Raw genomic sequence first — 21,959 nt, 5'->3', positions numbered from 1 at the left:
AGACTCCCTCCAACAACAAAGTGAGGAGAGTTCATGACGAGGTTTGCCCGCGTCCCTCTTGCCATCGCAACAGGCGCGCTTCTTGTAGTAACTTTGACTTCATGTGGAGGCGGCGGTGGAGGTGGTGGAGGCGGGGGTGTCGGCATACTCCCCAGCGCGGGCGGAACCACGCCGACCACAAACACCCCCGAGCTGCCGGCACGCGAAGCCCTCATCGCCCGCGCCAGAAGCTACGAACTCGACACGCCCTACGTCCCGCCGCCCGGCGATCCCCTGGAGCACAACACCTCGGGCTACGCCAAGACGATGTGCTCCGCCGCGTTCATCACCGGCCTTGACCCCGACGTTGCCGCCGAGAGCGTCGGCTACTTCACCGGCCCTTACGACCAGCGCAAGAAAGTGGGCAAGCCGGTGGTCGACCGCGTCAAGAAGGAAGTCCGCATCGCCATCCCGAACGGTCCGACGCTGGTGGCGCGCTACTACGGCTCGCAGGGCTGCATCACGCTGCCACCCGGCAGGGACGATGTGTTCTTCACGCCTGTGGCCGTGACAAGCACCCTCCCCGATCCCTCTACGCAGGCATGGCCCATGGGCGACGTGATGCCCGCCGGCCCCGCGCCCGGCATCGATACGGCAAAGGTAAGCCAGGCAGTCGATGCAGCCTTCGAGCTGCCGGAGGCCTACACCGCCGCCTTCGTCGTCACGCACAAGGGGCGCATCGTTGGCGAGCGCTACATGAACGGCATCACGGCGAACACGCCGCTCGAATCATGGTCGATGGGCAAGAGCGTGACCGCGACGATGCTGGGCGTGCTGATGACACAGGGCGAGTACCGGCTCGACCAGCCGGCGCCCGTTCCGGAATGGCAGGGAGCGGACGACAAGCGCAAGGAAATCAAGATCCAGGACATCCTGCATATGTCGAGCGGGCTGCGCATCAAGGCGCCGGACGATCCGGACTTCGACCCCAACGGCACTTACCCCGACCACATCTATCTCTACACCGGCCGCATAAACTCGTTCAACTACGCAGCCACGCGTCCGCAGCAATGGCCGCCCAACACCATCGGCCGCTATCGCAACACCGACCCGGTGCTCGCAAACTACCTGATCCGCCTTGCCGTGGAAAAGCGCGGTGAGGAGTACCTGTCGTTCCCGCAGAGAAACCTGTTCGACAAGATCGGCATCCGCACGATGACGCTGGAGACCGACCCGTACGGCAACTTCCTGGCACAGGGCTACGACTTCATGTCGGGGCGCGACTGGGCGCGTCTGGCCAACCTGTATCTGCAGGACGGCGTCTGGAACGGCGAGCGCATCCTGCCCGAAGGGTTCGTCAAGTTCGTGAGCACCCTGGCGCCGGCCTGGGCGGCCGACAAGCGCCCGATCTACGGCGGCTTCTTCTGGCTCAACGGCGCGATCAACAGTGCGAGCACCTGGCCGGTGCCGACCACGGCGTACTATATGCTGGGTGCGGGCGGGCAGACGGTGCTGATCGTTCCTTCGCACGACCTGGTGGTGGTGCGGCTTGGCTATGACAAGGGGGAACGCGCCTCGGCCACGAGCCTGCGAAAGGCGCTGACGCTGCTGATGCAGGCCGTGCCCAGTTCGTCCTAGGAGTGAAAAGGCCTCCCGAAGGAGGCCTGCGCTGACCGGGTTCCAGGCGGGGCCCGGGCTTTCTCTTCATTCGACGCGCTTGCTCAGGAGAGTCGGCACGAGATAACCGTCGCGGTACACGGCCTCGATGCTTCCCTGCACGCGGTCGGCGGCATGCGCAGCCACGAATTTCTCCTCTGTCACGCGGTAAACCACCATGGTGCACGACGAGTGCTTGCTGAGGGTGCGGGCCACGCCGGTGGCCTGTCTTAGGGTTGGGTACGTTTCCATGGGATCCTCCTTGTCTGCCTGACAGCCCAAATATTAACTCTTTGGTACTCAAATATGCCTCAGGGTATTTTCTGAGCGTCAACGGTCGCCATTCTTGTCCGCCCCTCCCTTTTGCAGGAATCGGATGATCTGGCCATTGACATCCTCAGGCTGCGACATGGCCGCGATGTGGTCTGCGCCCGGCACGATCGCAGCCTCCAAGCCCGGCATCCGGCGCTGCGCCAGCTTCAGCATCGCCTGGGGTTCGTAAAGCTTTTCCGCGTCGCCGATCAACAACAGTGTGGGTGCGCGGATGGCGCGCAGGCCGACGCCGCCGTGACGCTCACTACACTGCCCTCCGATGAACACCCCTCCTCGACCGCAGCGCGCGCGAGACATCCTGACTTCCTACTTCTGGAGCGGCGACGTCATCCGCAGCCGAAGCGTGAGCAATGTCGTGTTGTCTGCCACGGTCGACGTGCCTGTGCCCCCTGCGCGCCTGCTTGCAGATTGGGAGAGCGAGATTTCTTCGCGCCTGTTCCTGGAACCCGGAGACGTCGAACCATTGCCCCTGGCCCGGGCGCGTACGCGCTGGCCTGACTACAAACACTGCGTGCAGGCGGTGTCCGACTGGATGCGCACGCTTGGGCTGTCCGATGTGCTTGCCTCCAGCGACGTGGCCCTCATGGCCTGCCGCGGCGCGAAGTACCACCACGACGGTGCGCAGTACGGCGGCGCGGCCTTCTGCAATCTCTTCATGAGCGAGGACAAGGGGCTGGACCTGCACTTTCCCTTTGCAGCTCACCGGATCCCGCTGACCCGGGGCACGGCAGTGATCTTCGATACCGGCCAGCCTCACGCCGTCATTCAACGCGGCAGCAGCGGCTTCGATGCGACCGACTTCGCGCCCGAGCGGGATTGCAGCCAAGTGTTCCTGACCTGGGAGCTGCCCATCGAGGATGTCCATGTCGGGCACGCACTGGGAGTCGCCTTCGACATCGATCTTTCGACCTCACCGCAGCTGGATGAAGAGCAAGTCTGGCTTAACGGCGCACGGGCCATCGTGTGCCCGGAGTCCGGACGATGGCGCAGCGCCGACTGACTGATCGTCAGCGATTGGATGGAAGAGCCCTGGCAGCAGCCAATTCGCCCAGACAGGCGTTGACCGCCTGGAGCGGTGCCTTCTCGTGGCAACGCGCTACCGCCTCGCGCGCAACGGCTTCGCTCAAGCGCCGCTCCCGCCCGGCCTCGACCTGGAATTCGACGATCCACTTCATGAGCATGGCCAGTACGATCAGCAAGCCGATCAAGGCTGCGACCAAGGTCACCCGCCAGCCCTGAACGCGAAAGATGGATGCCGCGGATTTGCCCGCCATGGGTTCCTGCGAAGCCATCTAGCGGGGAAGGTCCGGAAAGACCCACATGCTCAAGCCGAGGATCAGGCCAGCACCCAGGAACATGATGGCTGCCGTCGTGAACATCGATGCCGCAATGATGTTCGGAACAAGGATGGCCACGACCACAAAGGCCACGGCGGCCACGATGCACAGGAGCACGGACAACCATGCCATGTACGCTGGCCCGCGCCCGGCCGCCAAAGGCTCGTCCGGGCTGGTTTCGGGTTGGAACGGTGTGCGCATGAATAGCCTCCCTCTTCGCAAGATGTCGCGTGTAATTCGGTAGCCGGTGCAGGCAGGTGCGAGGCAGCATGGACTGCGCGCAACCTTTCCTGACCTTCGTCAAAAAAGTACAGGAAGGTTAAGAAGAACAGCCGATCGGGCTAAGGGATTAATTCGCGCGCACCGCACATGAGAGCGGGGTCGGGCAGAAAGCCAGTGAACCTGCGCAATATTTGACAAATGTCAAACATTGCGCAGCGCAGGCACCTCTCAGCCGCAGAGGTCGAAGATCGCTTCCATGATCAGCTGGTAGCCACTCCAGAACAGCCAGTGGTCGCTGCACTGGGTGAACGGCCCTGCGACAGCCGGGGCAGCCAGAGCCAGCGACGACAAGATCGCGGCCACGGCGCCAGCCTTGATTGCGGTTGCACGTTTCATGATTTCTTCCCTCCATTGGTACTTCTGAACGCAGGACATCTCGCTCCTGCAACCCGAGATGAGCCGCGCAAGCGACTCACGGTCGGACTCTAGGACTGCGAACGAGCGACCACCAGTGTCGAAAGTCACGCGCTCAGGCACCCAGCGGCTGAAGCCCCCTCACCCACTCGAACACCGCAGCGACGGCCGGCTCCGAACGCCGCGACTCGAGGCACACCAGATAGAACGGCAGCCCAGGCAACTCCGGACCGAAGGGCTGCACCAGATTGCCCGCGCGCAATTCGTCGGCAATCAGCGCAAGGCCCATCAACGCCACGCCTTGCCCCTGCAGCGCGGCAGACACGGTGTGCGTTTCGTCCGAGAACACCGGCCCGGCCGATACGTCGAGGCCGGGCACCTGCGCCTGCTGCTGCCACTCGGCCCAGGTGCCGGGCTGGCCCTTGCTGCCGGGCACCGCAAAGTGAAGCAGCGTGTGCCGCGTCAGGTCACTGCGCCGGCGCAGCTTGAGTGCAGGGCTGCAGGCCGGCGCGAAGACGTTGTCGAACAGCTTCTCGGCCACCATGCCCGGCCACTGTCCCTTGCCATAGCGGATGGCGATGTCAGCCGTGACACCGTCGAGCGCAACCGCTTCGTGTGACGCATGAATGCGCAGGTCGAGCCTCGGGTGCAGCGCGCGCAAGGTGCTCACGCGCGGCAGCAGCCAGCGCGCCGCGACGGCCGGCGTGGCCGACAAGGTGATGGCGCTGCGCTCGGGCGGTGCACGCAGCCGCGCCACCGCATTCGCCATGGCATTGAACGATTCGCTCAGCACCGCCTGCAGTTCCCTGCCCTGCGGCGTGAGCACCAGTTGCCGCGGCTGGCGGATGAACAGCGGCACGCCGAGTGAGTCTTCGAGCTGCCGCACCTGGTGGCTGATGGCGGTGGGCGTGACCGAAAGCTCATTGGCCGCGAGCTTGGCGCTGCAGTGCCGCGCGGCCGCCTCGAAGGCGCGCAGCGCCGCCAGCGGAGGGAGTTGGCGAAGGTTGGCCATGGATGAATTAATTTTTCAGCAATGCAAAGAAATTGTCGTTTGTCACGCTGGGGATGCCTGGATAAATTGAGAACCATGTCAAGCAGACAGCTGAATTTTCTTCATCCCACCCTTCACGTCAACGAGGACCACGCCATGACCACACTGCTCCACATCGACGCCAGCGCCCGCCCCGGCCGCTCCGGCACCCACGTTCACGGCTCGCATTCGCGCCGGCTGAGCCATCACTTCGTGTCGAGCTGGCTCGCGACGCAGCCGGGCACCGAGGTGATCTATCGCGACATCGGCGCCGCGCCGCCGAGCAACGTCACTGGCGAATGGATCGCGTCGGGCTACACGCCCGCCGCAGAACGCGAACCGTGGATGCACGCCGTGCTCGCCGAAAGCGACGCGCTGATTGCCGAGATCCGCCGCGCCGACGTGCTGGTGATCGGCGTGCCGATGTACAACTTCAGCATGCCGGCACCGCTCAAGTCATGGATCGACAACATCGTGCGCGTCGGAGCCACCTTCGACTTCGACCGCAGCCGCGAGAACCCGTATGTGCCGCTGCTGGCCGAGCGCAACCGCCGCACGGTGCTGCTGACCTCGTGCGGCAGCAGCGGCTACGGGCCGGGCGGATTCCAGGCGCATCTGGACCTGCTCACGCCCGGCATCACGAGCCCGCTGGCCCTGCTCGGTCTCAACGAAGTGCACAGCGTGGCCATCGAGCACGCCGAAGACCATGGGGACCTGCTGGACCGCTCCATCGCCGGCGCGCTCGCCCGCGTCGAGGCGCTGGTGGGCGAGCTGCAGGCCTCCTGATGACTGGGGAAAAAAACTGCTCAGGCCGAGCGCAGCTGCTCGCGCAGCTTCTGCCCGATCTCTGGCCGCTCCAGGAAGGGGTCGGCCGGGTTGGTGATGGAGACGATGTTCTCCATGCGGCTGCGCACGTTGCCCAGCGCCTTCGGGTGGCTGAACACGTAGAACTGGTTTGCCGTGATGGCGTCGAACACCTTGGCCGCGACTTCTGCGGCCGTGATCTTGCCGCTGCTCACAGCCTTGTTGCTCATGGCCTGGCCGATGAGCTGGCTCTTGGTGAGCTCGGTTTCCTTCGGCGCATTCGGTCGGTTGCGCTCGCTGCTGGTGATGCCGGTGGGCACGAAGTACGGGCACAGCAGGCTCGCGCCGATCTGGTCGGTGACGAGGTTCAGGTCCTGGTACATCGTTTCGGTGAGGCTCACGACCGCTGCCTTCGCGGCGTTGTAGATGCCCATGTTGGGCGGCGTGAGCAGGCCCGCCATGCTGGCGGTGTTGGTGATGTGGCCCCGGTAGGCCGGGTCTTTCGCGGCGGCCTCCAGCATCATCGGTGTGAAGAGACGCACGCCGTGAATCACGCCCCACAGGTCTACGCCCAGCACCCACTCCCAGTCGGCCACGGTGTTCTCCCACACCAGGCCACCGGCTCCCACGCCCGCGTTGTTGAACACGAAGTGCGGCGCACCGAAACGTTCCTTCACGGCAGCGGCCAGCGCTTCCATCTGCGCCGCGTTCGACACGTCGACCTTGCGCGCCAGCACCTGAGCACCGGCTGCTTCCATTTCTGCCTGGGCCTTGTCGAGCGCGTCCTGCTGCACGTCGACCAGCACGAGGTTCATGCCGCGGGCGGCGCCGATGCGCGCGCACTCCAGGCCGAAGCCCGAGCCCGCGCCGGTGAGTACGGCGGTCTTGCCCTTGAAGTCTTGAATCATTGAATTCTTTCCTGTGGTTGGCTCTGCGCCGTCTATTGGAACGCTTTGCAGCATGGTTGACTGTCGTTCGTGTGACGCGTGCCTGCAGCCGGCTCAGGCTGGCACCGACCTCCCCCAACACACTACAGACCGAAAACCCACTCCTTCGTGACAAAGAACCAAGCGGTTGACCATAGACAACAGTGTTAGCAATTGCTGCCGCATACAACGCCCCGTCATCAACGGGGAGCGTAGCGAATGGAGCGAAAATTCTTGTAGTCGGCGATCCGCTAGCGTCTGGCGGACAGGTATTGCCTTACGACGGCCCCATGCTCGATTTGTATGGACACCGAGTCGCGTTGATCGGCGGCAGGGCCTACTGCGAAGGCTGCAACAGCGTGGGTGTCATCGCGAAGGCCGGAGGGCCACGGCGCCCTCAATTCATATCGGAGGCAGCGCTGGAAGGAGACGTGGTGGTCTGCCACTGCCCGGTGCCACAGCCCATACTTTCCACTCTGCAGCGGTGGGCAACATACGAGGACGAGGCTTGGCATGCCGTTGGAGCCGAGGATGAATTGGCGGCATTCAAGAAAACGGTAGACAAGAATGTGACCCACCCACCTGGGACGGAACTGACCGAAAGGATCTGCCCAAACATGACGAACAAGGAGTTTTGCGCGATGGTGCTCAAGCTGCGCGATCAGGCCGTAGTGTTCATTGCGAAGCAGCGCCTCCCGGAACTCGAGCGCTGGGACAAAGATGCGCAGGCACGAGTGCGGGAATGGTTTGGCGTGGCCGACCAATCTATGCGGGAGCATCTCCAGAAAGGACTGGCTGCGTGCAAGCGAGTGCTCGAGGGACTGGGATGCGAGAACTTCATCCGGTACTCGGAAGCAAGCAAGAAGAATCTCGGCTGCATCTTCTCAAGCGACCCGGTCGTGACAGTAGCGGCAGTTTGCAAACCAGACACTGCGACCCGCACCATTGCCATCGGGCTGAGTTTTTGCGACCTCCCGGAGAACATGCTCATCTACGATACGAACATCATTCGCGACGGGGACTCGAAGCTCCTGACATTGATTCACGAGGTCACGCACTTCGACGACACCTTCAGTTCATTCGATCCCTGGTATGGAACGAAGCACGCGAGGGATCATGCAGAAGATCCTCGGTCTCGTGTCAACGCCGACAGCATCGCTGCGTACATTCTTGGCGTTGTTGCGAAAGCATCCAAATGAAATGCACGATCAGGGGCCTTCCTCGTCATTGCTGCCACGCTGACAGGTTGCAGCGCCATGGCTTGCAAGCCCATCGTGGTAACAAGGCTGACCTTTGCCGAAGGTGCCGCAAACCTCGAGCCAACACAGATAGCGAAGCTGGCGGAGTTCATTGACCGGGCAAACTCGGCGTTTCCGAAGTACCTCGAGGTTTCAATCGACGGAGGCGCCGCCGTCAAGGTGCAAGGCAGAACACCTGCTGAAGCCAGACAGTTGGCAAGACGGCGCGCCGAAAACGTGACCCGAGCGTACAAGCAGCTCCAGCCGACCGAGATCAAGCTGGAAACGACGTCAAGCATCTACGAAGACAACAAGATGTCGAGGGAAGCGAGCAACGATTTTGTCGTGGTGCAGTTTCACCCCGACTACGAGGCGCTGAAGTTGCCCGACTGCAACCCGGTTCCGATCCCCGGGTTCAAGCGTTGATGCACGGCAATCGCCGGCCGCAGCCATCTCAACCCTCAGCCTTCTTCAGCACATACCCGATCCGCGGAAAGTGCACATGCACCGTGCCCGTCCGCTCGCTGCTGCGCTCCAGCGTGTAGTGCGTGCGCGTAGCCGCGATCAGCGTGCCGGGCGTCTCTTCGAGGCCGAAGCTCTCGGCGCGCACGGTGACGGCGCTGCCGAGCGGAATGCCGTGGTCATCCTGGAAGGTGCTGTCGGTCAGCAATGTGTGCGGCGTCGCGGCCTTGGCCACTGCAATGGCCTCGTCGCTCGTGAACTTCTCGGGAACGCCGTGGCCGATGGCGGCCATGCGGTCCAGCCAGTCGATCACCGCGGGCGTCAGGTCGAGGATGGTGCGAACCGACTCGATGCGCCGCGTGTACCAGAGCGGGTGGTAGGCCGAGAAGTCTGCAATGCTGGGCACCTCGCCGAGCAGGAAGGGCTTCTCGTCGAGCATGTCCGACAGGCGGCGCAGGTATGACTTGTAGGCGCTGGTGGCGTCGGCCGGGCGCAGGCGGGTCATGTTGCCGACGCTCATCTTGCCGCGGTCTTCGCCGAAGGCTTTTGCGGCTTCTGGCGGGGCCTTGGCGAACACCTCGGCCGCGCCCCTGGGCTGCAGGTTCCAGGTCATGGCAGCCCAGAAGAGCGTGGTGTCGGCCCACTGGGCGAGGATGCGCGACATGCCCTTTTCAGGCTCGGGGTAGAGCGTGGGTTCGGGCTGCAGGTGTTCGAGCACGTCGGCGATGAGTGCGCTGTCGCAATACATGTCGGCGCCGATCTGCAGGAACGGCGTCTTGCGGTAGCCGCCGGTGAGCACCTCCACGTCGGGCTTGGGCATGATCGGCGGGATGAAGACCGACTTCCACGGCAGCTTCTTGGCACCGAGGATCAGGCGCACTTTCTCCGAGAACGGGGAGGTCAGGTAGTGGTGAAGGATCAGGTCGGCCATGGGTGGGGTCTTTCTTCTGTGGTGGGTTCGGCGCGCTTCAACGGGGTTGCGCGCGCTGGATGATCGAATCGAAATCGGTGCCCGCGGCCAGCGTGCCAAAGGCATTGCCCCAGTCGCCACCCAGGCGCGAGGCGCAGAACGTGCCAGCAATGGCGGTCGGCGCGGTCTGTACGAGCAGTGCAGCCTGCACGGCGAGCGCAACGTCCTGCGCGAGGCGACGGGCCTCGGCTTCGGAGGCCATCGCCTCGATGCGAGCCGGCAGCGCGTCGGCCAGCCGGTCGAGCGCTGCGTGCTGGCCACGCGCAGGCGCCAGCTCCTTCGTCAGCGCGGCCACCGCGTCGCCCTTGCGCAGGCCGCGGAGCAGGTCGAGCGCCATGATGTTGCCCGCGCCTTCCCAGATGGAGTTGAGCGGCATCTCGCGGTAGATGCGGGCCATGACGCCCTCGCCACCCTCTTCCACGTAGCCGTTGCCGCCGAGGCATTCCATGGCCTCCTGCGCGAAGGCGCTGCCGCGCTTGCAGATCCAGAACTTGGCGACCGGCGTGAGCAGGCGGGCCATCAAGCGCTCGTGCTCGTCGGCCTGGTTGTCGAAGGCACGGGCCAGGCGAATGGCGAGCGCGGTGGCCGCTTCGCTTTCTAGCGCGAGATCGGCCAGCACGTTCGTCATCAAGGGCTGTTCGATCAGCGGCTTGCCGAAGGCCTTGCGCTGCGTCGCATGGTTGAGCGCGATGCCCAGCGACTGGCGCATCAGCCCGCTGGTGCCCAGTGCGCAGTCGAGCCGCGTCATCGTGCCCATCTCGAGGATCTGCGGGATGCCGCGGCCCTCCTCGCCCACGAGCCACGCGCTGGCGCCCTGGAACTCGACCTCGGAGCTTGCGTTGGCCTTGTTGCCGAGCTTGTCTTTCAGCCGCTGGATCTGGATGGCGTTGCGTGAACCATCGGGCAGCACACGCGGCAGGAAGAAGCACGAAAGCCCCGCGGGCGCTTGCGCCAGCACCAGGAAGGCGTCGCACATCGGCGCCGAGAAAAACCACTTGTGGCCGGTGATGGCATAGCGCTCGCCCCAGGCATCGCTGCCGTCGCGCACGGCTTGCGTGGTGTTGGCCCGCACGTCGGAACCGCCCTGCTTCTCGGTCATGCCCATGCCCATGGTCACGCCGGGCTTGTCGCTGAAGAGCTTCAGCGCCGGGTCGTACCAGAGGCTGCCGAGCTTCGGGCCCCAGTCGGCGTATACGGCCGCATTGCCACGCAGCGCGGGCGTGACCGCGTAGGTCATGGAGATGGGGCAAAGAATCGATGGCTCCAGCTCGGTGAAGAGCATGAAGCCCGCTGCGCGCAGCACATGCGGCGAGGCCGAAGTGCCCGTCCAGGGCGTGCCGTGCAGCCCGGCACCCACGGCGGCGGTCATCAGCGCGTGGTAGCTCGGATGGAACTCCACCTCGTCGATGCGCCGCCCGAAGCGGTCGTGCGTATGCAGCTCGGGCGTGTGGATGTTGGCGAGCCGCGCATGCGCCTGCATGCCGGCCGTGCCGAGGGTGGCGCCAAGCTCGTGCAGCTGCGTCGTCTGCAACGCGGGCGCGTTGAACTTCAGCGCATCGCGCAAGGGCCGGTTGGTGTCGAAGAGGTTGTAGTCCACCAGCGGCGTGGGCTGGTTGAACACCTCGTGCGTGGTTTCCATGACCGGCCTCCTTGCCGTGCGTTCAGTTCATCCAGTGCATCAGATCAGCTTGACGAGTTGCTTGCCGAAGTTCCTGCCCTTGAGCAGGCCCAAAAAGGCTTCAGGCGCCGCTTCGATGCCTTGCGCAATCGACTCGCGCGGCTTCAGCTTGCCCGTGGCCACCAGCGTGCCCAGCTCGGTCAGCGCCTCGGGCCACGCTTCCATGTGCTCGCTGACGATGAAGCCTTCGATCTTCATGCGGTTGATGAGGATCAGCGCCGGGTTGGCCAGCGGCAACGGCTGGCCGTCGTAGCCCGCGATCATTCCGCACAGCGCCACGCGGGCAAAGGCGTTGGCGCGCAGCAGCACCGCGTCGAAGATGTAGCCGCCGACGTTCTCGAAGTAGCCGTCGATGCCGTTCGGGCAGGCTTCCTTGAGCGCCGCGCTCATCGACTTGACGTCGGCGTGCACGCGATAGTCGATGCAGGCGTCGAAGCCAAGCTCGTCGGTCACGTACTTGCACTTGCCGGAGCCACCGGCAATGCCGACCACACGGCAGCCGCGCGCCTTGGCCAGCGCACCGAAGGCGCTGCCCACGGCGCCGCTGGCGGCGGTGATGACCACCGTTTCACCGGCCTTGGGCGCAATGATCTTCACCAGCCCGTACCAGGCCGTGACGCCGGGCATGCCGACCGCGCCGAGGTAGTGCGACAGCGGCACGTGCGTGGTGTCGACCTTCTTCAGCGCTCCGGGCTGCGAGGCATCGACCACGCTGTATTCCTGCCAGCCGCCGAAGCCGAGCACCTTGTCGCCCACGGCGTACTTGGGGTGCTTGCTCTCGACCACTTCGCCGACCGTGCCGCCCTGCATCGTCTGGCCCAGCGGCTGGGGCTGCGCGTAGCTCTTGGCGTCGTTCATGCGGCCGCGCATGTACGGGTCGAGGCTCATGTAGTGGTGGCGCACGAGCACCTGGTTGTCCTTGAGCGCGGGGGTCTCGGCGGACACGAGCTTGAAGTTGCTGGCCACGGCCTCGCCGTCGGGGCGGTTGTCGAGGTGGATCTGCTTGTTGATCGGCATGAATGTCTCCGGGAAAGTGTCAGTCAGTCGGTCGACGGCGGGCGCATCTCGTTGGCGCTGGCGGGGCCGGTCGGCAGCCGGCGCTTCACGTACTTGAAGGTGCCGGTGGCGTGGGCGCACACGCGTTCCTGTTCGTCGTAGATTTTGGCCTCGGTGAAAGCCAGTGTCGCCGTCCTGTGAATGAGCGTGCCGCGTGCGTGCAGCGGACCGACCGAAGGCTGCATGAAGCTGGTCTTCATCTCGATGGTGACCACGCCCGTCTCTGGCGCTACGCTGCGCGCGGCTGCTGCCATCGTGATGTCGAGCAGCGTCATGCAGGCGCCGCCGTGCGTCACGTCGAAGGTGTTCAGGTGCTCGGGCTTCGCCGTGTAGATGATCTCCGACTCGCCGCCCTCGAACTTCGTCAGCTCGAAGCCCAGGTGGCGCGCGAACGGGATCTGGCTCGTGTACGAGCGGATGTTGATGTCGCTGGAATCTGAAGAAGACATGTCAGGCCGCACCCAGCACCACGCTCACGCCGCCGTCTACAGCCAGCCACTGGCCGGTGATGTGCTTGCCGGCATCGCTCGCGAACAGCAGCGTCAGGCCCTTCAGGTCTTCCTCGTCGCCCAGGCGGCCGAGCGGGGCCTGCGCGGCCATCTTTTCCTCGCCCAGCGACTTGATGAGACCGGCGGCCATCTTCGTCATGAAGAAGCCGGGACAGATCGCGTTCACATTGATGCCGTAGCGGCCCCATTCGGCGGCCAGCGTGCGGGTGAAGCCGATGACCGCGGTCTTGGAGGTGTTGTAGGCCAGCGTCTGCATTTCAGGCGGGTTGCCGTTCAGCCCGGCGATCGAGGCGATGTTGATGATGCGGCCGGTCTTCTTCGGAATCATGTAGCCGTTGGCGATCTGCTGCGACAAGATGAAATAGCCGCGCACGTTGAGGTTCATCACCTTGTCCCAGGCCTCGACCGGGTGGCTCTCGGCCGGCGAACCCCAGCTGGCGCCCGCGTTGTTGATGAGGATGTCGACTGCGCCCATGCGCTGCAGCGTTTCGTCGGCCAGGCGGCGGGTGTCTTCTTCCTTCGAGCAGTCGGCGGCGATCCAGCGCGCGTCGATGCCGGCGGCTTGCAGCTCGGCGGCGGCCTGCTCCAGGTCGTCGGCCTTGCGCGAGCTCAGCATGATCTTCGCGCCGGCTTCGCCCAGCGCGTGGGCCATCTGCAGGCCCAGGCCGCGCGAGCCGCCGGTGATGAGGGCAGTCTTGCCGGTGAGGTCGAACAGCTGCTTGATGTTGCGGGGCGTCATGAGGTGTCTCCGGTTTTGAATGTCAGGCTCAGATCTCGTAGTCCATGCACTGGCGGGCTTCACGCACGGCGCCGATGAAAGGCTTCAGGGCCACGTGCTGCGGGTGGTCCGAATAGGCCGCGAGCGCGGCGGAGTCGGTGAATTCCGAGTACAGGACCAGGTCGTAGGTCGCTTCCAGCCCGGGCTGGGCAATGGCCACCTCGAAGCGCAGCGTGCCGGGCGACAGCTTGGCGCAGGCGTCGAGCAGCGCCTTGGCCTTCAGCAGGTTGGTCGCCTTGTCGGTGCCCTCGGCGTGTTCCTTGAACTTCCACATCACGATGTGCTTGAGCATGGCGGGCCTCTTTACTTGGTAGGGGTGTTGGGCAGCCGCGAGCGCACGTAGATCAGCACGAAGCCGACCAGCGCCACGACACCGCCAGGCACTGCGAGGGACCAGCCCAGCGCGGCGTCGGTGCGGCCGGTGGCAATGCCCAGGATCACGACGAACAGGCCGCCGTAGATCAGGATCCAGATCCACTTCTCGAGCCGCGCGTGCGGCTTGGGAGGTTTGACGGCGGGGGGGTTGTTGTTGGGGTTGGCGTTCGGCGAATCGGTAGTGGCCATCAGAAGGCGTCCTCGGGCAAAGCTGTACAGGTCGGGTCGCGGGTTTCGACCACGTTGAGCCATGCGCCGATTTTCGGCAGCTCGTAGTGGAAGAAGTAGTCCGTGGCGCCGATCTTGCCAGCTGTTACCGCCCTCGCCTTTTCACCGTCGGTCTGCAGGGCCCTTTGGGCCACGTCGAGCCAGATCCACGCCAGCACCGTGTGGCCGAAGGCCTGCATGTACGGCACAGCGTTGGCCAGCGCGTCGGCCGGGTCGCCGGTGGACCATGCGGCCTCGGTGGCGCTGCCGATGCGCTGCAGCGCGGCGCCCAGCGCCTTGGCATGAGCGGCCAATGCCGGCACCTTGGCGGCGCGCCCGATGGTGTCGGTCATGCGCCCGGCCAGCAGTTGCAGGCCACGGCCCTTTTCCATCAGCACCTTGCGGCCCAGCAGGTCGGCCGCCTGGATGCCGTGGGTGCCCTCGTGAATCATGTTCAGGCGGTTGTCGCGCCAGTACTGCTCCACCGGAAAGTCGCGCGTGTAGCCGTAGCCGCCATGCACCTGGATGGCCAGCGAATTGGCCTCCAGGCACCACTCGCTGGGCCAGCTCTTGGCGATGGGCGTGAGCACTTCGAGCAACAGGCGCGCGTCGTCGGCGGCCTGCGCGTCGCCGGTCTTCTGCTCGTCGACCAGCCGGGCGCAGTACAGCTCCAGCGCCAGCGCGCCTTCGCAGTACGCCTTCTGGGCCAGCAGCATGCGCCGCACATCGGCGTGCTCGATAATGCGCACCTGCGGCGCGGCCGAGTCCTTGGCGACTGCGGCCCCTGCTGCATCCGGCTTCTTCACCAGCCGCCCCTGCGGACGGCTCTTGGCATATTCGAGCGAGGCGTGGTAGCCGGCCATGCCGAGCATGGTGGCGGCCGTGCCGACGCCGATGCGCGCCTCGTTCATCATGTGGAACATGCAGTGCAGGCCCTTGCCGGGGGCGCCGACCAAGTAGCCCACGGCACCGGCCTTGCCATCGACCGGGTACTTGCCCTCGCCGAAGTTCAGCAGCGTATTGGTGGTGCCGCGCCAGCCCAGCTTGTGGTTCAGGCCCGCGAGCGCAACGTCGTTGCGCTGGCCCGTCAGCTCGCCCTTGGTATCGACCATGCGTTTGGGCACGATGAACAGCGAAATGCCGCGCGTGCCCGGCACCAGCTTGCCGTTCTCGTCGGGGATCTTGGCGAGCACGATGTGCACGATGTTCTCGGTCAGCTCGTGGTCGCCCGACGAGATCCACATCTTGTTGCCCGTGAGGCGATAGCGCGGGCCCAGAGGGTCGTCCTGAAAGCCGGCGCCGTCGGGCACTGCGCGCGTGGCCACATCGCTCAGCGACGAACCGGCCTGCGGCTCCGACAGGCACATGGTGCCGGCCCAGCGACCCGAGAACTCGTTCTTGGCGAACACCTCTTTCTGCATCTCGGTGCCGTGCACCATCAGCAGGTTGGCGTTGCCGCTCGTGAGCATGTTGGAGCCGATGCTCACGGAGGCCATCGCGAAGAAGCTGTTGGCCGCGGCAGAGAGCGTGTACGGCAGCTGCATACCGCCGATGTCGTAGTCTTGCGCCGCGCTCATCATTCCCGACTCGACGAAAGCCTTGTGCGCGTCATGCGTGGCCTGCGGCAGGATGACTTTTTCGCCATCGAAATGCGGCTCCTGCGTATCGACCGTGCGGTTGAACGGCGCGTACTTTTCGCGCGCGATGCGCTCGCAGGTATCGAGCACCGCGTCGAAGGTCTCGCGCGAGTGGTCGGCAAAGCGTTCGCGCTGGTTGAGCGACTCGGCGTCGAGCCAGTCGTAGAGCAGGAAGTCGAGGGTGGAACGCAGGCTCATGAGGGTGTCTCTTCTTGCTACTTTTTCGAGGGGTCGGGCAGTTTCGCGATGGTGCCCTGCGCCAGCGCGCAGAGCTTCTCTGCACCGTCATTCACCACGAACACTTCGCAGGTGCAGACGGCCTGCGAGCTGCCGCAATGGGCGGTGGTGGCGCGTGCGATCAAACGATCGCCAAGAGCCGGCCGCACATAGTTGATCTTGAATTCGGAAGTCACCACCGGCACACGCAACGCGCTGCCACCGGCAAAGGTGAGCGCGTTGTCGGCCATGTAGCTCACGATGCCGCCGTGGGCAAAGCCGTTCTGCTGCTTCAGCTGCGCCGTGAGCGGCAGCTGAAGCTCGGCAAGGCCCGGCGCCAGCGCGTGCAACTCCGCGCCGATCAGCACGCTGAACGGCTGCGATGCAAGCATGCGTCGCCCGTAGGCCAGAACGGCTTCGGGCGAGACCTCGTGGTCGTGGCCCAAGCCGGACATGATTACAAGACCTCGAACACGCCCGCGGCGCCCATGCCGCCGCCGATGCACATCGTGACCACGACCTTCTTGGCGCCGCGGCGCTTGCCTTCGATGAGCGCGTGGCCCGTGAGGCGCTGGCCGCTCACGCCGTAGGGGTGGCCCACGGCAATGGCGCCGCCGTCCACGTTCAGGCGGTCGGCCGGAATGCCGAGCTTGTCGCGGCAGTAGATCACCTGCACCGCGAAGGCTTCGTTCAGCTCCCACAGGTCGATGTCGTTGACCGTGAGGCCCAGGCGCTTGAGCACCTTCGGAATCGCGAAGACCGGGCCGATGCCCATTTCGTCGGGCTCGCAGCCGGCCACGGCAAAGCCCAGGAAGCGGCCCAGGGGCTTCAGGCCCTTCTGCTCGGCGTACTTCTCGTCGACCACCACGCAGGCGCCGCCGCCGTCGGAGAACTGGCTGGCATTGCCGGCCGAGATCAGGCCGCCGGGAATGGCCGAGCGGATGCCGCTGATGCCTTCCTTGGTGGTGCCGGCGCGGATGCCTTCATCGTTCTCGATGGTGACTTCCTTGGTGCGCAGGCCCAGCACAGGGTCGGCCACGCCGGCCAGCACGGTGATGGGGGCGATCTCGTCCTTGAAGCGGCCGGCTTCCAGCGCGGCGGTGGCCTTCTGCTGGCTGGCGGCGCCGTATTCGTCCATGGCGTCGCGGCCGATGTTGTAGCGCTTGGCGACCTGCTCGGCCGTCTGCAGCATGTTCCAGTAGATCTCGGGCTTGTGCTTCACGAGCCACGGGTCGGCCAGCATGTGCTTGTTGGCTTCGTTCTGCACGCACGAGATGCTCTCGACGCCGCCGGCCACGTACACCTCGCCCTCGCCCGCGATGATGCGCTGGGCGGCGGTGGCGATGGTCTGCAGGCCCGACGAGCAGAAACGGTTGATGGTCATGCCCGAAGTGGTGATCGGCAGGCCGGCGCGCAGCGCGATCTGGCGCGCGATGTTGGAGCCGGTCGCGCCTTCGGGCGTGGCGCAGCCCATGATGACGTCGTCCACCGAAGCAGGGTCGATGCCGGCGCGCTGCACCGCGTGCTGCACGGCGTGGCCGCCGAGCGTGGCGCCGTGCGTCATGTTGAAGGCACCCTTCCAGCTCTTCGCGAGCGGCGTGCGGGCGGTGGAAACAATGACGGCGCTGGTCATGGTGAGGTCCTTTGAAGCAGATGGAAGGGAAAAGAGGTTGTCGTCATTGCGCCGGAGCAGCGTTGGTGTTGCTCAGGAGCTGGTGATAGAAGCCGATCATCTCGCCGTAGTTCGAGATGGCCAGGCGTTCGTTGTTGCCGTGAAAGCGCGCGAGGTCTTCGCCTTTCACGCGGAACGGCGAGAAGCGGAAGACGGCGTCGCTCACGAGGCTGAAGTGGCGCGAGTCGGTAGCGGCGGTCATGAGGCCTGGGGCCACCACCGCATCGGGGAAGGTCTGGCGCACGGCCTGCTGGATCGCGCGGTAGCCGGTGCTGTCGGTCGCCGACACGGGCGACGGCTCGGCGTTGCCGGGGTACTGCTTGATCTTGATGTCGTCGTTGGCCAGCGTCTTGCGCAAGTGGGCCTCGACGCTGGCGAGCGTGTCACCCGGCAGGATGCGGAAGTTGACAGCGGCCTCGGCGCGGCCGGGCAGCACGTTGTCCTTGTTGCCGGCGCGAACGATGGTCAGCGCGGTGGTCGTGCGCAGCATGGCATTGCTGCTCGGGCTCTTCTCGAGCTGGCCGCGCACCAGCGGCTCGGTGAGCCACAGGTTGGACAGCATCACGCGATTGACGCCACTCATCTCGGGCGCGAGCGCGCCGAACATCTGGCCGGCCACGCCCTTGATGCCACCGGGCATCGGGTTGGCTTCGAGCCGTGCCAGCGCCGCACTCATGCTGCCGATGGCGCTGTGTTGCGGCGGCATCGACGAGTGGCCGGGGGAGGTGTCGAGCGAGAGGAAGAAGGTGCCATAGCCCTTTTCAGCCAGGCCGATGAGCGCCGCGGGCTTGCTCAGGCCCGGCAGCACGCCGTCGAGCACCAGCAGGCCTTCGTCGAGCACCCAGTCGAGGCGCACGTTGCGCGACTTGAGCAGTTCGGCAATCGGTAGCGCACCGCGCAGGCCGCTCACCTCTTCGTCGTCGCCCATCACGAGATAGACGGTCTGCCTGGGCTTGAAGCCGGCGCCGATGAGCAACTCGATGGCTTCCATCTGCGCGAAAAGATTGCTCTTGTTGTCGAGCGTGCCGCGGCCCCAGATGAAGCCGTCCTTGATCTCGCCCGCGAAGGGGTCGACCGTCCACGCCTTTTCGGTGCCCGGGGCAATGGGCACCATGTCCTGGTGCGCCATCAATGCGATGGGCTTGGCAGAGGGATCGGTGCCGGTCCATGTGTAGAGCAGCGCCTTGTTGCCGACCACTTCCTTCTTGAGAGTGGCATGCACCTTCGGGAACTGCTGCGCGAGGAATGCGTGCAGCTTGTCGAACTCGGCCGCGTTGGCAGCCGGATCGTCCATGCCCGACACCGTGCGGAACGTGATCGCTGTAGAGAGCCGCTTGGCGGCCGCCTGCAGGTCGATGTCCAGCTTCGGCGCGGGCGCCACCGCCAGTTGCTGCGACGGTGTGGTCCAGGTCTTGACCGCCACGGCGGCCACCAGCAAGACGATTGCCAGCAGCAGCCCGAGGAAGATGCGTTTCAACATTGGCGGTCGGTCCCTTTGCCTTAGTGGATCAGCTGAACTGCTTGCCTTCGGCCACGAGCTTCTGGATCAGCGGTGCAGGCTGCCAGAACGCGCCGTCATCACGCGGGTTCTTGGCAAAGCGCTTCATCGTCTCGGCCACGTTGTACAGGCCGACCTGCGACGCGTAGTGCATCGGGCCGCCGCGCCAGATCGGAAAGCCGTAGCCGGTGAGGTACACCATGTCGATGTCGCCAGACTTCGAAGCAATGCCGTCTTCCAGGATGTGCGCGCCTTCGTTCACCAGGGCGTACACCAGGCGCTGCACGATCTCTTCATCGGAGATCTTGCGCGGCGTGATGCCAAGCTCTTTGCGGTGGTCCTCGATCATCTTGTTGACGAGTTCCGACGGAATGGCGTCGCGCTTGCCGGCCTGGTAGTCGTACCACCCTGCCCCGGTCTTCTGGCCGAAGCGGCCCAGTTCGCAGAGCTTGTCGGCCGTGCGGCTGTACTTCATGTCGGCGCGCTCGGTGGCGCGGCGCTTGCGAATGGCCCAGCCGATGTCGTTGCCGGCCAGGTCGCCCATGCGGAACGGGCCCATGGCAAAGCCGAACTTCTCGACGGCCTTGTCGACCTGCTGCGGCGTGGCGCCTTCGTCCAGCAGGAAGCCGGCCTGGCGCGAGTACTGCTCGATCATGCGGTTGCCGATGAAGCCGTCGCACACGCCCGAGACCACCGAGGTCTTCTTGATCTTCTTGCCGATGTCCATGACCGTGGCGAGCACGTCCTTGGCGGTGGCCTTGCCGCGCACCACTTCGAGCAGCTTCATCACGTTGGCGGGGCTGAAGAAGTGCATGCCGACCACGTCCTGCGGACGGTCGGTGAACGAGGCGATCTTGTCGACGTCGAGCGTCGAGGTATTCGAGGCCAGGATCGCGCCCTTCTTGGCGACGCGGTCGAGTTCCTTGAAGACCTTTTCCTTCACGCCGATTTCTTCGAACACGGCTTCGATGATGAGGTCGGCGTCCTTCAGGTCGTCGTAGCTCAGCGTGGTGCTCAGGAGCGCCATGCGCTGCTCGTACTTGTCCTGCTTGAGCTTGCCCTTCTTGACCTGGGCTTCGTAGTTCTTCTTGATGGTGGCAACGCCGCGGTCGAGCGCTTCCTGCTTCATCTCGAGGATCTTGACGGGGATGCCCGCGTTCAGGAAGTTCATCGAGATACCGCCACCCATGGTGCCGGCGCCGATCACGCCAACGGCCTTGATCTCGCGCTTGGGCGTGTCTTCGGGCACGTCGGGAATCTTGCTCGCGGCGCGCTCGGCCATGAACAGGTGGCGCAGGGCCAGCGATTCGGGCGTGAACATCAGCGCCGTGAACAGGCGGCGTTCTTCGGCCATGCCTTCGTCGAACTTCAGCTTCGTCGCGGCCTGCACGGCGTCGACACACTTCAGCGGCGCCGGGTAGTTCTTCGACATGCCGCCGACCATGTTCTTGGCGAACTGGAAGTAGGCGTCGCCCTGCGGGTGCTTGCACGGCAGGTTGCGCACCAGCGGCAGCGCTTCACCGGTCTTGCCGGCCACGCTCTTGGCGAAGGCCACGGCTTCTTCGAACACCGATTCGGCCGAGGCGGCGAGCTTGTCGAACAGCTTCTGGCCGGGCAGGCTCGCGAGCAGTTCGCTCTTCACGGGCTCGCCGCTGACGATCATGTTCAGGGCGGTTTCCACGCCGAGCACGCGCGGCAGGCGCTGCGTACCGCCGGCGCCGGGCAGCAGGCCCAGCTTGACTTCAGGCAGTGCCACGCTGGTGCCGGGGGCAGCCACGCGGTAGTGGCAGCCCAGGGCCAGTTCGAGGCCGCCGCCCATGCACACCGAGTGGATGGATGCGACGATGGGCTTGGGAGAGGCTTCGAGCGCGAGGATCACGCTCAGCAGGTTGGGCTCTTGCAGCGCCTTGGGCGTGCCGAACTCCTTGATGTCCGCGCCGCCCGAGAAAGCCTTGCCGGCGCCGGTGATGACGATGGCCTTGACGGCGTCGTCGGCATTGGCCTTCGACAGGCCATCGGTGATGCCGATGCGTGTCGAGAAACCGAGACCGTTGACCGGAGGGTTGGTCAGTGTGATCACGGCGATATCGCCGAGCACTTTGTATTCAGCCGTCATGCTGCGTTCCTTGGTGTGTGAAGAAAAAGAAGAAAAAGCACGAGTGTTCTTTTTCGGGAGATTCTAGGCGTTTCGCGTGGCCCAACAATGGCACGCAGTCGCTGGAGAGACAAGGGGATCCGGGGCGTGGCCCGAATCCCCTGGGGGTATCAAACCTCCAACCACTCTTTGCGAGTTGTTGCATCGGCGCGCAGGCTGTCCGGCGTGCCGTCGAACACGATGCTGCCGTGGCCCATGACGAGCGCGCGGTCTGAAATCTGCATGGCAATGGTGAGCTTCTGTTCGATCAGGAGCACCGAGATGCCCTTGTCCTTCAGCGTGCGCAGGTACTGCCCCACCAGCTCGACGATCTTGGGCGCGAGGCCTTCGGTGGGCTCGTCGATGATGATGAGGTCGGGGTCGCCCATCAGCGTACGGCACAGCGTGAGCATCTGCTGCTCGCCGCCCGAGAGCACGCCCGCTTCTGTGTGCTGGCGCTCCTTCAGGCGCGGGAACATGCCGTACATGTCGTCGAACGACCAGCGGCTGCCCTTGCCCGAGCCCTTCTGCCCCAGCAGCAGGTTCTGGTGCACCGTGAGCTTGGGGAAGATGTCGCGGTTCTCTGGCACGTAGCCGATGCCGAAATGGGCGATCTCGTAGGCTTTGCGACGCAGGATGTCCTGCCCCTTCCAGTGCAGGCCGCCCTCGGCGTGCACCAGGCCCATGATGGCTTTGGCGGTAGTCGAGCGGCCTGAGCCGTTGCGGCCCAGCAGCGCGACGATTTCGCCGGGGTTCACGTCGAACGAAACGCCGTGCAGCACATGGCTCTTGCCGTAGTAGGCGTGGATGTCTTTGAGCTTCAGCATG

25 protein-coding genes are annotated in these 21,959 nt (G+C 65.0%); 5 read left to right on the top strand and 20 right to left on the bottom strand.

Translation table 11 applies throughout. The features are described 5' to 3' along the window. Nucleotides 1-33: 33 nt before the first annotated feature. On the top strand, nt 34-1,617 hold the full coding sequence (locus tag BLW48_RS06050) for a serine hydrolase domain-containing protein (RefSeq protein ID WP_093173395.1): 1,584 nt from the start codon (nt 34-36) through the stop codon (nt 1,615-1,617). 66 nt (nt 1,618-1,683) lie between these two features. Here BLW48_RS06050 and BLW48_RS06045 read toward each other — a convergent pair whose 3' ends face one another. Both BLW48_RS06045 and BLW48_RS06040 read right to left on the bottom strand, forming a co-directional pair. Then, on the bottom strand, nt 1,684-1,887 hold the full coding sequence (locus BLW48_RS06045; RefSeq protein WP_093056871.1) for a hypothetical protein: 204 nt from the start codon (nt 1,885-1,887) through the stop codon (nt 1,684-1,686). A gap of 78 nt (nt 1,888-1,965) precedes the next feature. After that, complete coding sequence (locus tag BLW48_RS06040) at nt 1,966-2,163, bottom strand: alpha/beta fold hydrolase (protein ID WP_093173393.1); 198 nt, start codon at nt 2,161-2,163, stop codon at nt 1,966-1,968. A 64-nt stretch (nt 2,164-2,227) separates the two neighbouring features. On the opposite strand from BLW48_RS06040, the gene BLW48_RS06035 reads away from it, so the two are divergent. Further along, nucleotides 2,228-2,968 carry a hypothetical protein gene (locus BLW48_RS06035; protein WP_093173391.1) on the top strand — a complete coding sequence of 247 codons (741 nt, stop codon included), beginning with the start codon at nt 2,228-2,230 and terminating at the stop codon, nt 2,966-2,968. 7 nt (nt 2,969-2,975) lie between these two features. Here BLW48_RS06035 and BLW48_RS06030 read toward each other — a convergent pair whose 3' ends face one another. From BLW48_RS06030 to BLW48_RS06015, 4 genes are all read right to left on the bottom strand, one after another. Further along, nucleotides 2,976-3,260, bottom strand: coding sequence for a general secretion pathway protein GspL (locus tag BLW48_RS06030; protein ID WP_256330715.1), 285 nt, complete (start codon nt 3,258-3,260; stop codon nt 2,976-2,978). Next, nucleotides 3,261-3,506: a hypothetical protein gene (locus tag BLW48_RS06025; RefSeq protein ID WP_093056874.1), complete on the bottom strand. Its 246-nt coding sequence runs from the start codon at nt 3,504-3,506 to the stop codon at nt 3,261-3,263. A 249-nt stretch (nt 3,507-3,755) separates the two neighbouring features. Further along, complete coding sequence (locus BLW48_RS35335; RefSeq protein ID WP_176928836.1) at nt 3,756-3,923, bottom strand: hypothetical protein; 168 nt, start codon at nt 3,921-3,923, stop codon at nt 3,756-3,758. 133 nt (nt 3,924-4,056) lie between these two features. Further along, complete coding sequence (locus BLW48_RS06015) at nt 4,057-4,953, bottom strand: LysR substrate-binding domain-containing protein (RefSeq protein ID WP_093173389.1); 897 nt, start codon at nt 4,951-4,953, stop codon at nt 4,057-4,059. A gap of 135 nt (nt 4,954-5,088) precedes the next feature. On the opposite strand from BLW48_RS06015, the gene BLW48_RS06010 reads away from it, so the two are divergent. Next, nucleotides 5,089-5,757, top strand: a complete 669-nt coding sequence (locus BLW48_RS06010; protein WP_093173387.1) for an FMN-dependent NADH-azoreductase — start codon at nt 5,089-5,091, stop codon at nt 5,755-5,757. Between the two features lie 20 nt (nt 5,758-5,777). Here the strand turns inward: BLW48_RS06010 and BLW48_RS06005 are convergent, their stop codons facing one another. After that, nucleotides 5,778-6,683 (bottom strand): SDR family oxidoreductase, encoded by a 906-nt coding sequence (locus BLW48_RS06005; protein ID WP_093056878.1) that lies wholly within the window; start codon nt 6,681-6,683, stop codon nt 5,778-5,780. 308 nt (nt 6,684-6,991) lie between these two features. Here BLW48_RS06005 and BLW48_RS06000 point away from each other — a divergent pair, with 308 nt between their 5' ends. Then, complete coding sequence (locus tag BLW48_RS06000) at nt 6,992-7,900, top strand: M35 family metalloendopeptidase (protein WP_256330714.1); 909 nt, start codon at nt 6,992-6,994, stop codon at nt 7,898-7,900. A 57-nt stretch (nt 7,901-7,957) separates the two neighbouring features. Continuing rightward, nucleotides 7,958-8,365, top strand: coding sequence for an OmpA family protein (locus tag BLW48_RS05995; RefSeq protein ID WP_093173385.1), 408 nt, complete (start codon nt 7,958-7,960; stop codon nt 8,363-8,365). A 28-nt stretch (nt 8,366-8,393) separates the two neighbouring features. On the opposite strand, the gene BLW48_RS05990 is transcribed toward BLW48_RS05995, so the two are convergent. The 13 genes from BLW48_RS05990 to BLW48_RS05930 form a co-directional block, all read right to left on the bottom strand. Continuing rightward, nucleotides 8,394-9,332: a glutathione S-transferase family protein gene (locus tag BLW48_RS05990; RefSeq protein ID WP_093173383.1), complete on the bottom strand. Its 939-nt coding sequence runs from the start codon at nt 9,330-9,332 to the stop codon at nt 8,394-8,396. Nucleotides 9,333-9,369: 37 nt separating this feature from the next. Continuing rightward, nucleotides 9,370-11,010 carry an isovaleryl-CoA dehydrogenase gene (locus tag BLW48_RS05985; RefSeq protein WP_093173381.1) on the bottom strand — a complete coding sequence of 547 codons (1,641 nt, stop codon included), beginning with the start codon at nt 11,008-11,010 and terminating at the stop codon, nt 9,370-9,372. 39 nt (nt 11,011-11,049) lie between these two features. Next, a complete protein-coding gene (locus BLW48_RS05980) occupies nt 11,050-12,066 on the bottom strand; it encodes an NADP-dependent oxidoreductase (RefSeq protein ID WP_093173379.1) in 1,017 nt (338 codons plus the stop codon). A 23-nt stretch (nt 12,067-12,089) separates the two neighbouring features. Further along, nucleotides 12,090-12,554: a PaaI family thioesterase gene (locus BLW48_RS05975; RefSeq protein ID WP_093056884.1), complete on the bottom strand. Its 465-nt coding sequence runs from the start codon at nt 12,552-12,554 to the stop codon at nt 12,090-12,092. Nucleotide 12,555: 1 nt separating this feature from the next. Next, nucleotides 12,556-13,353, bottom strand: coding sequence for an SDR family oxidoreductase (locus BLW48_RS05970; protein ID WP_093056885.1), 798 nt, complete (start codon nt 13,351-13,353; stop codon nt 12,556-12,558). Between the two features lie 28 nt (nt 13,354-13,381). After that, entirely contained in the window at nt 13,382-13,684 is a 303-nt protein-coding gene (locus BLW48_RS05965) for a Dabb family protein (RefSeq protein WP_093074035.1), read from the bottom strand. An 11-nt stretch (nt 13,685-13,695) separates the two neighbouring features. Then, nucleotides 13,696-13,956: a hypothetical protein gene (locus BLW48_RS05960; protein WP_093173377.1), complete on the bottom strand. Its 261-nt coding sequence runs from the start codon at nt 13,954-13,956 to the stop codon at nt 13,696-13,698. Beyond that, nucleotides 13,956-15,809, bottom strand: a complete 1,854-nt coding sequence (locus tag BLW48_RS05955; protein ID WP_093173375.1) for an acyl-CoA dehydrogenase — start codon at nt 15,807-15,809, stop codon at nt 13,956-13,958. Before BLW48_RS05955 ends, BLW48_RS05960 begins: the two co-directional genes overlap by 1 nt. A gap of 17 nt (nt 15,810-15,826) precedes the next feature. Further along, the gene (locus BLW48_RS05950) at nt 15,827-16,282 is read right to left on the bottom strand and encodes a PaaI family thioesterase (protein WP_093173373.1); all 456 of its coding nucleotides are present in this window, start codon (nt 16,280-16,282) and stop codon (nt 15,827-15,829) included. Between the two features lie 2 nt (nt 16,283-16,284). Then, nucleotides 16,285-17,460 (bottom strand): acetyl-CoA C-acyltransferase, encoded by a 1,176-nt coding sequence (locus BLW48_RS05945; protein ID WP_093056890.1) that lies wholly within the window; start codon nt 17,458-17,460, stop codon nt 16,285-16,287. Between the two features lie 43 nt (nt 17,461-17,503). Beyond that, on the bottom strand, nt 17,504-18,979 hold the full coding sequence (locus BLW48_RS05940; protein ID WP_093173371.1) for a M20 family peptidase: 1,476 nt from the start codon (nt 18,977-18,979) through the stop codon (nt 17,504-17,506). Nucleotides 18,980-19,007: 28 nt separating this feature from the next. Continuing rightward, the gene (locus tag BLW48_RS05935) at nt 19,008-21,113 is read right to left on the bottom strand and encodes a 3-hydroxyacyl-CoA dehydrogenase NAD-binding domain-containing protein (protein WP_093074025.1); all 2,106 of its coding nucleotides are present in this window, start codon (nt 21,111-21,113) and stop codon (nt 19,008-19,010) included. Between the two features lie 149 nt (nt 21,114-21,262). After that, on the bottom strand, nt 21,263-21,958 hold the full coding sequence (locus tag BLW48_RS05930) for an ABC transporter ATP-binding protein (RefSeq protein ID WP_093056893.1): 696 nt from the start codon (nt 21,956-21,958) through the stop codon (nt 21,263-21,265). Between the last annotated feature and the right edge of the window lies 1 nt (nt 21,959).

The sequence above is a fragment of the Variovorax sp. YR266 genome, assembly GCF_900107295.1.
Classification (GTDB): Bacteria; Pseudomonadota; Gammaproteobacteria; order Burkholderiales; family Burkholderiaceae_C; genus Variovorax.
The sequence above is the reverse complement of the archived record's forward strand: the minus strand, read 5'-3'. Positions and strand labels throughout refer to the sequence as shown.